At 64.0% G+C, this 12,309-nt stretch carries 10 protein-coding genes; 4 read left to right on the top strand and 6 right to left on the bottom strand.

Features of this window, described 5'->3' with window-relative positions:
- Positions 1–11: 11 nt before the first annotated feature.
- The 4 genes from LSG43_RS15835 to LSG43_RS15820 are packed head-to-tail and all read right to left on the bottom strand — an operon-like array spanning position 12 to position 4,067.
- Positions 12–1,127, bottom strand: coding sequence for an anhydro-N-acetylmuramic acid kinase (locus tag LSG43_RS15835; protein WP_231805997.1), 1,116 nt, complete (start codon positions 1,125–1,127; stop codon positions 12–14).
- Between the two features lie 22 nt (positions 1,128–1,149).
- Positions 1,150–2,145, bottom strand: coding sequence for a serine hydrolase domain-containing protein (locus LSG43_RS15830; protein ID WP_231805995.1), 996 nt, complete (start codon positions 2,143–2,145; stop codon positions 1,150–1,152).
- Positions 2,146–3,108, bottom strand: a complete 963-nt coding sequence (locus LSG43_RS16560; RefSeq protein ID WP_231805993.1) for an ABC transporter ATP-binding protein — start codon at positions 3,106–3,108, stop codon at positions 2,146–2,148.
- Positions 3,105–4,067, bottom strand: a complete 963-nt coding sequence (locus tag LSG43_RS15820) for an ABC transporter ATP-binding protein (RefSeq protein WP_231805991.1) — start codon at positions 4,065–4,067, stop codon at positions 3,105–3,107. The genes LSG43_RS16560 and LSG43_RS15820 overlap by 4 nt, the downstream gene beginning before the upstream one ends.
- A gap of 194 nt (positions 4,068–4,261) precedes the next feature.
- On the opposite strand from LSG43_RS15820, the gene LSG43_RS15815 reads away from it, so the two are divergent.
- From LSG43_RS15815 to LSG43_RS15800, 4 genes are all read left to right on the top strand, one after another.
- Positions 4,262–5,761 carry an ABC transporter substrate-binding protein gene (locus LSG43_RS15815; protein WP_231805989.1) on the top strand — a complete coding sequence of 500 codons (1,500 nt, stop codon included), beginning with the start codon at positions 4,262–4,264 and terminating at the stop codon, positions 5,759–5,761.
- A 61-nt stretch (positions 5,762–5,822) separates the two neighbouring features.
- Positions 5,823–6,776, top strand: a complete 954-nt coding sequence (locus LSG43_RS15810) for an ABC transporter permease (protein WP_231805987.1) — start codon at positions 5,823–5,825, stop codon at positions 6,774–6,776.
- Entirely contained in the window at positions 6,773–7,600 is an 828-nt protein-coding gene (locus LSG43_RS15805) for an ABC transporter permease (RefSeq protein WP_231805985.1), read from the top strand. The genes LSG43_RS15810 and LSG43_RS15805 overlap by 4 nt, the downstream gene beginning before the upstream one ends.
- 16 nt (positions 7,601–7,616) lie before the next feature.
- Positions 7,617–8,402, top strand: coding sequence for a GntR family transcriptional regulator (locus tag LSG43_RS15800; protein WP_231805983.1), 786 nt, complete (start codon positions 7,617–7,619; stop codon positions 8,400–8,402).
- Here the strand turns inward: LSG43_RS15800 and LSG43_RS15795 are convergent, their stop codons facing one another.
- Together LSG43_RS15795 and LSG43_RS15790 are read right to left on the bottom strand one after the other, a co-directional pair.
- Entirely contained in the window at positions 8,403–10,310 is a 1,908-nt protein-coding gene (locus tag LSG43_RS15795) for an ABC transporter ATP-binding protein (protein WP_231805981.1), read from the bottom strand.
- Positions 10,310–12,214: an ABC transporter ATP-binding protein gene (locus tag LSG43_RS15790; protein WP_439652051.1), complete on the bottom strand. Its 1,905-nt coding sequence runs from the start codon at positions 12,212–12,214 to the stop codon at positions 10,310–10,312. Before LSG43_RS15790 ends, LSG43_RS15795 begins: the two co-directional genes overlap by 1 nt.
- Between the last annotated feature and the right edge of the window lie 95 nt (positions 12,215–12,309).

Here is a 12,309-nt window from a genome sequence, read left to right as displayed (position 1 = left end):
CCCGATAGGGGTCAGGCGGCAATTTTTCCTCCCCGCATCGGGGCGGATACGCCGGTGGTGGTGGGGAAACTGATCGGCATGTCGCGCAGAACGCGCACGGCGAGGAAAGCGAAGCATTCCGCTTCGATCGCGTCGCCGCGCCAGCCGACCGCCTCGGCGGGGATCGCCTCAACCTTCGCGCGCCCGGGCAGCATGGCCATGATGGCGGGGTTGCGCCGGCCGCCGCCGCAGACGATCAGCTTTTCGGGCCGGCGCGGCAGCAGATCGAGGCCCCGGCCCACGGCGGAGGTTGTGAAGGCGGTCAAAAGCGCGGCGCCGTCTTCGGGGGAGCAGCCTTCTGCCATCGATGCGGAAAAATCGAACCGGTCGAGGGATTTGGGAAAAGGCGTGGCGAGGTAGGGGTGTTCGAGGAGCTTTGCGAGGCGCGCTTCGTCGACATGCCCCTCAAGCGCCAGCGTGCCGTCGGTGTCCATGTCACCCAGGCCGAGGCCGTGGACGAAGTCATTGATGGGGGCGTTGGCGGGGCCGGTATCGAACGCGATGACCCGATCCCGGCCGTCCGTCCAGGTGATGTTGGCGACGCCGCCGAGATTGAGGACGGCGGTGTCTCCGCTTGCACCAAGGTCGCGCAGAAGTGCGGCGTGATAGGCGGCGGAAAGTGGTGCGCCCTGACCGCCGGCGCGGACGTCGGCGGTGCGGAAGTCATAGGCGACCCTGGTGCCGAGGATATCGGCCATGACCTGGCCGTTGCCGAGCTGGCGGGTGTCGCCGATTCGGCTGGGGGTGGGCGCGCGGTGGAGCACGGTCTGGCCGTGGAATCCGACGATGCCGATATCGGCGAGTGTCAGGCCGGAGGAGAGCACGAGGTCGCGCACCGCGTGGGCCTGAGCGACCGAAATCGCCTCCTCGGCACGGGCGAAGATTTCCGGCTCGGGGCCGTCGAAATTCCAGGCGCGGGCGGCGTCGAGCGTTTCGGTGAGGAGCGCTCGGATGTCGTCGGGGTAGGGCGCGAGCGTCCAGGCGCCGAACTCGGATATGGTCTCGCCGTCGGTTTTCAGGATGGCGACGTCGATATTGCCGTCAAGGACGGTCCCGGTCATAAGGCCAACGGCCCAGATCGGCTCCATGGTGGTCTCCCCTTCGCCGCGCCTATCTTGTGCTGATGATATCGCCCACCGCGCGGCGGAGTTGGGCGATGCCGCTGTCGAAATGCCGTGTCGGATGGATGCGGTTGGTCAGGAGCGACCAAGCGCGCCCGTTTGCGAAATCGATCCAGAGCCCGGTGCCGGTGAACCCTGTGTGGCCGATGGTTTCCGGATGGGCATGATCACCGCCCGGCCAGCCGATATAGGGCCGCTCCCAGCCGTGGGTGCGTCTCTCGGAAAGCGGCGTGCGCATCAGGGAGATGGTTTGTTCGGAAGCGCCGGTGCCGGTCAGAAGGCCGTGCGCAAATTCGAGGACGCTGTCGATGGTGCCGAAAAGCCCGGCATGGCCCGAGCCTTCGAGTGCATGACAGTTGTCGTCGTGGACCGTGCCCGAGAGTACGTCGTAGCGCCAGGTGCAGTCTTCGGTTGCCGCGCTTTGATCGGCGGGGGCGGACCATGCGAAACCCTTGCCGGGATCGAGGTCGCGGATGCGTTTGACGCCGTCGAGCCGCTCGAGCGCCAGACCCAGAAGGATGAAATTGATGTCCGAATAGACGGCGGGTCCGGCGCGCCATTCGCGCTGGAGGACGAAGGCGCGGAGAAGGTCCGGATCGCGGCCATAGGTATAGATGGGCTCGACGGCGGGGAACGGCGTCTGGTGGCCGAGGCATTGGCGGAAGGTGACCTTCCGCTCCCAGGCGTCGGGCGCATACTGGCGGAAATCGGGCAGCACGCTTGTGAGCGGTGCGTCGAGATCGATCTCGCCGCGTTCGGCCGCTTCGAGGATGCGGGACGTCGTGAAGATCACCTTGGTGAGGGAGGCGAGGTCGAACCAGGTCTGGCGTGTCATCGGACGGCTCGCCGGAACCGTCTGTGCCTTGCCGAGAACCTCGACGGCACGATTGCCGTTGGCATCGATGATACCCAGCACGCCGCCGGGAATGCGGCCTGTCTCGATGGCGATTTTTACCGGCGCAAAGGCTTGAGTGACGTCCATCATCTAGGCCGCCTTATAGAGGTGGCACGCGACTTCGAGCGGGCTGTCGGGCTCACCCTCCTGTGGCCTCGCGAGTTTGGGACGGTCCGAATGACATACGTCCATCACGTGGGGGCAGCGGGTATGGAAGGCGCAGCCGGCGGGCGGGTTGGCGGGGTCGGGGAGTTCACCCTTCAGGACAATCCGTCCGGTGCGCGGCACGTTAGGGCGCGGGATCGCGGAGAGAAGGGCCTGTGTGTAAGGGTGCTTGGGATTCGTCATCAGCTCTTCGGATGGGCCGATCTCGACGATGCGCCCGAGATACATCACCGCGATCCGGTCGCTCACATGGCGGATCACCGAGAGGTCGTGGCTGATGAAGACGATCGAGAGCGAGAGGCGCTTCTGGAGGTCCGCGATCAGATTGATGATCTGGGACTGGATCGAGACGTCGAGCGCGGAAACGGCCTCGTCGGCGACGAGCAGCTTGGGGTTGAGTGCGAGCGCGCGAGCAATGGCGATGCGCTGGCGCTGGCCGCCGGAAAATTCGTGCGGATAGCGCTTTGCGGCGTCGGCAGGCAGGCCGACGAGGTCGAGCAGTTCAGCGACACGCGCGGCGCGCTCGGCCCTTGTACCGACGCGATGAACCTTGAGCGGTTCGCCGATGATACCGCCCACGGTATGGCGCGGGTTGAGTGCACCGAAGGGGTCCTGGAAGATGATCTGCAAATCCTTGCGGACGGGCTTGAGCTGGCCGCGGTCCAGCTCCATCAGATCCCTGCCGTCGAAATGGATTTCGCCCGCGCTCGGCTCGATGAGGCGCAGGAGCGACCGGCCGAGCGTGGACTTCCCGCAGCCCGATTCCCCGACGACACCGAGCACTTCGCCAGGTCCGATCGAAAACGAAACATCGGAGACCGCCTTGACGGTCGACCCGCCCGCGCCGGGATAGGTCTTGGAGAGGTTGCGAACGTCGAGCAGGGTCATGGTGCGGGGTTCCAGCAACGCGTGAGATGCCTGCCGCCGTCGAGCGCGGGCATGGCCGTGGTGCATTTTTCGATCCGTGCGTGACAGCGCGGGTTGAAGGTGCAGCCGTCCGGGCGCTTGCCCGGCGGGGGCACTGTGCCGCCGATGGCGGGGAGTTCGACGCCGGGCGGGTTGGACGCGGGGATCGTGCGCAGAAGCGCTTCGGTATAGCGGTGATGCGGATGGGCGAAGAGCTCGCTTGCGGGTGCTTCTTCGACGACGCGGCCGCCATACATCACCGCCACGCGGTCGCAATATTGCGAGACGACGCCGAGGTCGTGGGTAATGAGCAGGACGGCCATGCCGGTTTCGCGGCGCAGGTCGTCGATCAGGTCGAGGATCTGTGCCTGCACGGTCACGTCGAGTGCCGTGGTGGGTTCGTCGGCGACGAGCAATTTGGGGTCGCAGGCGAGCGCGATGGCGATCATCACGCGCTGGCGCTGGCCGCCGGAGAGTTGATGCGGGTAGCGCCCGAGCGCCGCGCGGGGCGAGGGGATGCCGACGCGGGTGAGCAATTCGATGGCGCGGTCGTTGGCCTCGGTCTTGGTGACATCCCGATGCAGCAGCACCGCTTCGGCGATCTGGTCGCCGATGGTGAAGACCGGGTTCAATGAGGTCATTGGCTCCTGAAAGATCATGGCGATATCGTCGCCTCGGATCGCTTCCAGGGCTCTTTCGCTCAAGGTGAGCAGGTCCGTGCCTTCGAAGCGGATCGCGCCTTTGGAGATGCGCATGGGCGGCTCGGCGATCAGCCGCATGATCGAGAGCGCGGTCACCGACTTGCCGCAACCGGATTCCCCGACGAGCCCGAGCATCTCCCCGGGGGCAATCGACAGCGATACCCCCTCGATGATTGCGCGGCCGGAAACACCGATTTCGAGGTCTTCGATGCTCAGCAATGGTTCTGCGGTTGCGGTCACGCACTCCCCCTCGTTCGGCAGATGCAGGTTTCGCTTGCCTCGAAAAAACTAATACCATAGCGTACCAAAAGTCCAGACTGGTCTTTAACTGGACCTATTGGGCCGAGACCGGCACCGATGCCGGCGTCAAAGGGAACATCATGCTGCGGAGCTGTTCCGAGCGGTTTTCGCAACGCCACGACCTGGAGGAATGCATGTCTTTGAAATCCATCGGTCTGGGGCTTCTGGCCTCGACTGTCATTGCGGGCGGCGCCCACGCGGCCACGCTCGACATCGCAATCGACTCTTCGCCCGCGGGGCTCGATCCGCATCTGATCACGGCCTTCAATTCGGTGGTGATCGTTCAGGGCAATATCTATGAAGCCCTTACGGCTATCGACCGCGACCTCAACGTCGTCCCGGGCCTTGCCGAAAGCTGGGACGTCTCGGAGGATGGGCTCACCTACACCTTCCATCTGCGCGAGGGCGTTACGTTTCACGACGGTTCGGAGATGACCGCCGAAGATGTCGCCGCCTCGATCCGGCGCGTGCAGTCCGAGACCGTTGCGTCGCCGCTCGCGAGCCGGGTGTCGCCGATCACCGGTATCGAAGTCGTCGATCCGCAAACGGTCAGGTTCACGCTCGACGCGCCGTTCGCGCCGATCCTGTCTTCGCTCTCATCCATCGCCATTGTGCCGGCGGAAATGGAGGAGGATGTCGACAGCCTGCAGCAGACGCCTGTCGGCACTGGCCCCTTCCATTTCGAGGATTGGCAGCCCAACGGCTACATCGCGCTCTCTTCGTTCGAGGACTACCACGAGGACGGTCAACCGCTGCTCGAGGGCGTGCGGTTCAATTTCGTGCCCGAATCCGCGACCCGTCAGGTCGGCGTCGTTTCGGGAGATTACGGGCTTCTGCCCGGTATCGACCCGGCGACGGCGCTGCAGCTTCAGGGGCAACCCGGCGTCACGGTGCAGGAGACGCGCGATCTTTCCTATACGCTCGTGGGGATGAACGTTACGCGCGAGCCGTTCGACGATCCGGCGGTGCGCGAGGCGTTCAATCTGGCCCTCGACCGGCAGGAAATCATCGACGGCGCGCTCTTTGGCGCCGGTGTGCCCGCCGGGCCGCTTTCCCCGGCGCTGACGAGCTGGGCGCTCGATCCGTCCGAATACTCCTGCTATGGAGCCGATCCTGAAGCCGCGCGGGCGATGCTCGAGGAGGCCGGGGTCGCGCTTCCCGTCCAGCTCACGATGAACGTGCTGCCGCGTCAGGATGCGCGCGACATCGCGCAGATCGTCCAGCAGCAGGCGGCGGAAGCCGGGTTCGAGATCGAGTTGATCAACCAGGAGATCGGCCAGTTCGTCCAGGATTGGCGAAATTCCAATTTCGATCTGTTCGTTTCGGCCAATGGCGGCAGTCCCGATCCGGATGAATATTTCTACCGGACCTTCTATGGCGGCGGCTCGACCAACGTCTTCGGCTATGCCGACGCGGAGATCGATGCCTGGCTCGATGAGGGCCGGTCGGAAACCGATCAGGGCGCGCGCAAGGCGATCTACGATCAGGTTCAGCGCAAGCTCGCCTGCGAGGGTCCCATCGCGCATGTCGCCTATGGCAGCCTCTTTACGGCGGTCAACGATGCGGTTGAGGGATTCGAGATCTATCCGAACGGGCGCCTCACGAGCCTCGTCGACGTCGAGATCGCCGAATAGCCACCTCCCGCGCCGGCGCTGCCTCGAGCGGTGCCGGCGCGGACCGTTCTGGGGAGACCCGATGTCTTCGCGCTTTCTCGTCACCCGGCTCATTGATCTGGCGGTGGTTCTGTTCGGGGTTTCGATCGTCGTTTTCCTGATGATCCGGCTCATTCCCGGCGATGCGGTTGCGATCATGCTGGGTGCCAATACCGAAATCACGCCCGAGCGGATCGCCGAGCTTGAGCGCCGGGTGGGGCTCGATCAGCCGATCTTGATCCAGTATTTCAACTGGTTCACGGGGCTCTTTCGGGGCGATCTTGGAACTTCGATCTGGACGGGGCGGCCCGTAGCCGCGGAAATTGCCGCGAATATCTGGCCGACCTTCGAATTGACGTTCCTTTCGGTCCTCGTCGGGGCGGGGCTTTCGATCCCGCTGGGGGCCTTCATGGCGCAGGCGCGGGGCAAGGGCGCGGAGGTTGCGGTGCGCATCGGCGCGATTGCGGGGCTCACCATCCCGTCCTTCTGGCTCGGGATCGTCTCTATCTTTCTCTTGTCCAAGCTGCTGCCGGGGTTTTCCGCACTCGGTTATGTGCCCTTTACCGAGGACCCTCTCGGCAATCTCCAGCGTATGATCCTGCCGGTCATCGCCCTGAGCCTGCCCATGCTCGCCAATCTTTCGCGGCTGGTGCGCTCGGCCATGCTCGATGCGCTGGGGCAGGACTATATCCGCACCGCGAAAGCCAAGGGGGCGAGCAAGCGGCGGCTGGTCTACCGGCATGCCATGCGCAATGCGCTTATTCCGTTCATCACGAGCGTCGGCGTGGCGACGGGGTATCTTCTGGGCGGCGCCATCGTCGTCGAGCAGGTGTTTGCCATTCCCGGACTCGGGCGGCTGGTGCTCGGCGCGATTGCGGAGCGCAATTATCCGCTCGTGCAGGCGACGATCCTCGTCATGACCTCCGCCTTCGTCATCGTCAACTTTCTCGTCGACCTGCTCTATGCGGTCATAGACCCAAGGGTGTCGCGCCGATGATGGAGTTCATCCGCAAGAACAAGCTTCTGACCTTCGCGCTCGGGTTTGTCGCGATCCAGGTGCTTCTGGCTATTTTCGCGCCGGTCGTCGCGCTCCATGATCCATATGCACAGGTGATGGTCGAACGCATGAAAGGGCCGAACCTCACCAATTGGCTCGGCACCGACCAGCTTGGGCGCGACGTGCTCGCGCGGATCCTGTTCGGCTATCAGGTTTCGCTCATGACCTGCGTCACCGCCGTCGGGCTGGCGCTCGTTGCAGGCGGCACGCTGGGAATGCTCGCGGCGTTCTATGGCGGCTGGCTCGACAGGGTGCTGATGCGGGTGATGGATGTGCTTTTCGCCTTCCCCATCATGCTGTTGGCCATCGGCGTCATCGCCGTTCTGGGGCCCAATGTCTGGAGCGCGGCAATTGCGATCGCCATCGTCTATACGCCGATTTTCGCGCGGCTCCTGCGCGGGCCGGCTCTCGTCATCTGCGAGAGCGAATATGTCATGGGCGCGCGCGCCATCGGGGCTTCGGACGGGCGGATCGTCTTTTTGCACCTTTTGCCCAACCTCGCCTCGGTGATCCTTGTCCAGACGAGCCTCTTGCTTTCGGCGGCGATCCTTGTAGAGGCATCGCTGTCGTTTCTGGGGCTCGGGGCGCAGCCGCCGGTACCGTCGCTGGGGCTGATGCTGTCGGAGGGGCGCAATTTCCTCCTGCTCTCGCCCTGGCCGGCGATCTTTGCGGGGTTCGCGATCCTGTTCCTGTCCTTCGGCTTCAATCTTCTGGGCGATGCCCTGAGGGATACGCTCGATCCGCGGCTTAAAAACGCGTCATAATAACGGGAGAACAACGATGTCGATTGCCGAAGATAGCGGGCCGGGCGAGGCGTCCCAACCCGATGTGCTGGCGACGATCGTCGAACAGCTCGCCGGGTATGAGGCGTCCTCGAGCCATCTTTATCACCAGCTTGCCAAGACGCTGCGCGCGCTCATCGAGACCGGCGCGCTCAGGGGCAACGACGCGCTGCCGTCCGAGCGCGACATCGCCAAGGCGACCGGGCTGTCGCGTATCACGGTGCGCAACGCGATCGACGACCTGCACCGCGAGGGGCTGATTTCCAAGCGCCGCGGGGCGGGCACCTATGTCTCGCCGCAGATCGATCAGCCGCTCTCGCTGCTCATGGGCTTTACCGCCGACATGAAGCGCCGGGGCGCGTCCTCGGCGTCGGTCGTTCTCGAAAAGACCGTGAGCCTTCCCGATGCCGACGAAATGCTCAAGCTGGGGTTGTCGCCCTCGGATCATGTGGTGCGGCTTTCGCGTGTGCGTACGTCCGATGGCGAGCCGCTGGCCGTCGAGCATGCGGTCGTGCCGATGTCGGCGGTGAGCCCGGACGCGATCGGGGAGTCGCTTTACGAGGCGCTCAAGGACAGCGGCAACTCGCCGGTGCGCGCGCTCCAGCGGTTGCGGGCCGCAGTCGCCGATGCGCGGGAGGCAGAGCTTCTGGACGTCAAGCCGGGGAGCCCGATCCTCCATATCGAGCGGCGATCGTTTCTCGCCAATGGGCGGCCCATCGAGGTGACGAAGTCGTCCTATCGCGGGGACCGGTACGATTTCATAGCCGAGCTCAAGATCGAATAACTACGTCGTCCCGTCGCCCGCACCCTCCGTCGCCGCCTCCAGTTCCGTGTCGGGAATGTCGTCGAAGGACGCGTAGTTGAGGTTGTAAAGCTTCGAATAGAGGCCCTTTTTCGCCATCAGTGCGTCGTGGTTGCCGGTTTCGATCACCTGGCCGTTTTGCAAAACGATGATCCTGTCGGCGCCGCGGATGGTGGCGAGGCGGTGGGCGATGACGAGCCCGGTGCGGCCCTCGAGGAGTTTGACCAGCGCCTTCTGAATCAGCATTTCGGTATAGCTGTCGATATTGGCGGTGGCTTCGTCGAGGACGAGAATCTTCGCATCGGCCACGAGCGCGCGGGCGAAGCTGATCAGCTGGCGCTGGCCGAGCGAAAGATTGCCGCCGCGCTCACCCAGTTCGGCATCGTAGCCGCCGGGCAACCTCATGATGAAGTCGTGGGCGCCCACGGTCTTGGCGGCCTCGACGACGTCCTCGCGGGTCGCTTCGCTCTTGCGGTAGCGGATATTCTCGAAGACGGTGCCGGTGAAGAGGAACGGTTCCTGGAGCACCATGGCGATGTGACGGCCCAGCGACTCCTGGGTGACGTCCCTCACGTCCCTGCCGCCGACCAAAACCTGGCCGTCCTGGACGTCGTAGAAGCGGTGAATGAGGGCCATCGAGCTCGATTTGCCCGAGCCGGTGGGGCCGACAAGCGCGACGGTCTCGCCGGGATTGACCTTGAAGTTGACGTCCTTGAGCACGGGGTGCTTGGGATTGTAGCCGAAGGTGACGTGCTTGAATTCGACCGAACCGTCCATGTCGGCGGGGAGGTCTTCGGCGTCGGGCTTGTCGGTGATGTCGACGCGCACGTCCATCACCTCGGTGATGCGCTGGCCGGCGGCCATGGCGCGCTGCATGACCGAATATTGCAGGGTCAGCGAGCGGATGGGGTCGAAAAAGCGCTGGATATAGAAGAGGAACGCGACCATGACGCCGACGTCGAGGCGTTCGTTCAGAACCATCGAGCCGCCCACGACAATGAGGATCGCCATGGCGAGCCCGGTCAACGAGTCGACGATGGGCACCATCACCTGTGCATATTTCGATGCTGTGAGGTGCGCGCGCAGGTTTGCCGTCGCCTTGTCGTTGTAGAGCGTGAAATTGACGTCCTGGCGCTCCATCGACTGCACGGCCTTGACCCCGTGGATCGCCTCGGCGAGCGCGCCGTTGGTCACCGAATTGGTTTCGTGCGCCGCCATGAAGGCTTTTCGCGCGCGGGGGAGCCAGAAGATGCGGACGATGAAAAGGACCGGCATGACCGAGAGCGTCAGCAGTCCGAGCGAGAAATCGAGCCACAGCATCACCACGATGATGCCGACAAGCAGGGCCATGTCCCCCACCGAGATCACCGAGGTCTCGAGGAATTCCTGCATGGAATTGACGTCGCCCTGGAGCCGGCTCATCAGGCGGCCGACCTCGGTCTTGTCCATGAACGAGAGCGAGACACGCTGGAGGTGGCCGAACATTGCCCGGCGCATGTCGAAAAGGACGTTCTCGGCGGCCTTACCCACCACCGATTCCTGCACATAGCTCGCGGCGTAGTTGATCGCGATGGTGACGCCGAACGCGGCACACGCCCAAAGAAGGGCCGTGTAGTCGACGCCGCCTTCCACGACCGCGTAGTCGATGGCGTAGCGCACGATGAGCGGGATGATGAGCTGTGTGCCGGTAAAGACCAGCACCGCGATAACGGCGATGATCATCTGGAGGCGGTAGGGCTCGACGAACGCCCAGATGCGCGAGACGATCTTGCCGTCGAAGGCCTTGCCGAACATCTCCTCTTCAATGCGGTAGGAGCCGACGGTCGCGCGCGGCGGCCGGCGGCCGGCATCGGCGGGGTCGTGACGCTCGTTGTAGGTTTCGGTGGTCATCAGTTCTCTCCCCCGCCCATCTCTTCGAGCATTTCGTCGCCCGGGCGCACCTGCAGATCGTAGAGCGCCTTGTAGCGGCCGCCCTTGTCCAGCAGCTCCTCATGGGTGCCGCGTTCGACGATTTCGCCGTTTTCGACGAAGAGGATCTGATCGGCGTGCATCAGCGACGAGAGCCGGTGGGCGATAATGATGGTGATGCGGTCTCTGGCATACTGTTTCATGGCGCCGCGGATGCGCTGCTCGGTCGCCGCGTCGATGGCAGCGGTCGAATCGTCGAAGACCAGTATGTCCGGCCGCAGCATGATCGTGCGCGCGATGGACAGTCTCTGCCTCTGGCCGCCCGAAAGCGAAACGCCGCGCTCGCCCACGATGGTGCGGTAGCCGTGCGGCAGGCCGAGCACATAATTGTGCAATTGGGCGGAGTCGCTGGCGCGTTCGATGCGGTTTTCGCGGGCCCAGGGATCGCCATAGGCGATGTTGTTCTCAATGGTCGTCGTGAACAGGAAGGCATCCTGCTGGACGACGGCGACCGCGTGTCGAAGGGAGGCCAGCGTCACGTCGCGGATGTCCTGCCCGTCGATGGTGATCCGGCCCTCGGTGACGTCGTAAAAGCGCGGGATCAGATGCGCGATCGTCGATTTGCCGCTCCCCGGTGGGCCGACGATGGCAAGCGTTTCCCCGCGCCGGGCTTCGAACGAGATGTTCTTGAGGACCCGATTGTCGCCGGTTTCGGGATAGACGAAGCCGACATTGTCGAACCGCAGTGTTCCCTCAGTTACTGTCAGGGGTTTTGCGTCCGGCTTGTCCTTGATGGCGATGTCGAGGTCGAGAAGCGCGAACAGCCGCGTGCCGCATGTCGAGGCGCGGGCGAAGGAGTTGACCATCATGCCCAATTGCCGGACGGGCATCTGGAGGATGGTCATGAACGTGAGGAACGTCGCCAGCGTGCCGACGGTGATCTCGCCTTCGATCACCATGCCGCCGCCGATCCAGAGCACCAGTCCCATTGCGGCAAAGAACGAGAATGTCATCAGTGACGTCGCGCGCACGCGGATGCCGACGCGGTCGTGGGCCAGCTCGAGGGCGTATTTCGACCATTTGTCGAATTTGGCCATCTCATAAGCCTGCGCGGCGAAGGCGCGGACAACGCGGATGCCGCCGAGGTTTTCGTCCATCACGCGGGTCAGGACGGCAAGCCGTTCCTGCAATTCGCGCCAGGTGAGCCGCAATTTCATCTGCGCTGTCGCCGAGCGCCAGGCCACGAAAGGTACAAAGCTCAGCGCCAGAAGGCCGAGCACGAGGTTCGTCGAGAGGAGCAGATAGGCGCCGACACCGATGAGGACGCTCAAAAGAAAGACGCGGATCAGCCCGGTCGAAAAAAACATCCGGACGCCTTCGAGATCGAGCAGGCCGATGGTGATCAGGTCGCCCGAATGGACCTGGTCGTGGAAGGAGAAGTTGAGCCGCTGGATCTTTTCGTAGCACGCGAGCCGCAATTCGTAGCCGATATGGTGGCCGACCGATTCCGCGTAGTAGTTCTGCAAGAGCGTGAAGATGCCGCGCGCGACAGAGACGCCGAGCAGCATCAGGGCGGTCATGAGCAGGGCGTTTTCCGCAAGCGCGCCGGCCTCGCCCCCGGTCACTACCGTTTGCGTCTGGTCGACGGCCTGGCCGAGCAATTGGGGAATGAGCAATTGCAGCGAGGCGGCGATAAAGGTCGAGACGATGGCGATGGCCACTTGCCAGGGGTGGCGCAGGGACATGCGCGTAATCCTGAGGATCGTCGAAAGCCCGCGGCCCCACCCGGCGGCCTTGACATGCAGAAGGGCCTTGTCGGCGGAATAGGTTTTCGAAAAGGCGGCGTCACGGCGCTTTGCCGCGTCGCCCGTAGCGTCGCTGCTCAACGGTCTATCCAGTACGTTTTGTCCGCTCCAAGCCTGGCGGAAGAAGGTCTCGACTCAGCGGGGAAGTCACTCGCACAAACATTTTAGTCCCATGT

Source organism: Pelagibacterium xiamenense (genome assembly GCF_021166475.1).
Taxonomy (GTDB): domain Bacteria; phylum Pseudomonadota; class Alphaproteobacteria; order Rhizobiales; family Devosiaceae; genus Pelagibacterium; species Pelagibacterium xiamenense.
The sequence above is the reverse complement of the archived record's forward strand: the minus strand, read 5'-3'. Positions and strand labels throughout refer to the sequence as shown.

What these genes read in the sequence shown, in the direction of transcription:
- LSG43_RS15835 (WP_231805997.1), bottom strand. Translation starts at nt 1,127, where the DNA reads ATGGAGCCGATCTGGGCCGTTGGCCTTATGACCGGGACCGTCCTTGAC.
- LSG43_RS15830 (WP_231805995.1), bottom strand. Translation starts at nt 2,145, where the DNA reads ATGATGGACGTCACTCAAGCCTTTGCGCCGGTAAAAATCGCCATCGAG.
- LSG43_RS16560 (WP_231805993.1), bottom strand. Translation starts at nt 3,108, where the DNA reads ATGACCCTGCTCGACGTTCGCAACCTCTCCAAGACCTATCCCGGCGCG.
- LSG43_RS15815 (WP_231805989.1), top strand. Translation starts at nt 4,262, where the DNA reads ATGTCTTTGAAATCCATCGGTCTGGGGCTTCTGGCCTCGACTGTCATT.
- LSG43_RS15810 (WP_231805987.1), top strand. Translation starts at nt 5,823, where the DNA reads ATGTCTTCGCGCTTTCTCGTCACCCGGCTCATTGATCTGGCGGTGGTT.
- LSG43_RS15805 (WP_231805985.1), top strand. Translation starts at nt 6,773, where the DNA reads ATGATGGAGTTCATCCGCAAGAACAAGCTTCTGACCTTCGCGCTCGGG.
- LSG43_RS15800 (WP_231805983.1), top strand. Translation starts at nt 7,617, where the DNA reads ATGTCGATTGCCGAAGATAGCGGGCCGGGCGAGGCGTCCCAACCCGAT.
- LSG43_RS15795 (WP_231805981.1), bottom strand. Translation starts at nt 10,310, where the DNA reads ATGACCACCGAAACCTACAACGAGCGTCACGACCCCGCCGATGCCGGC.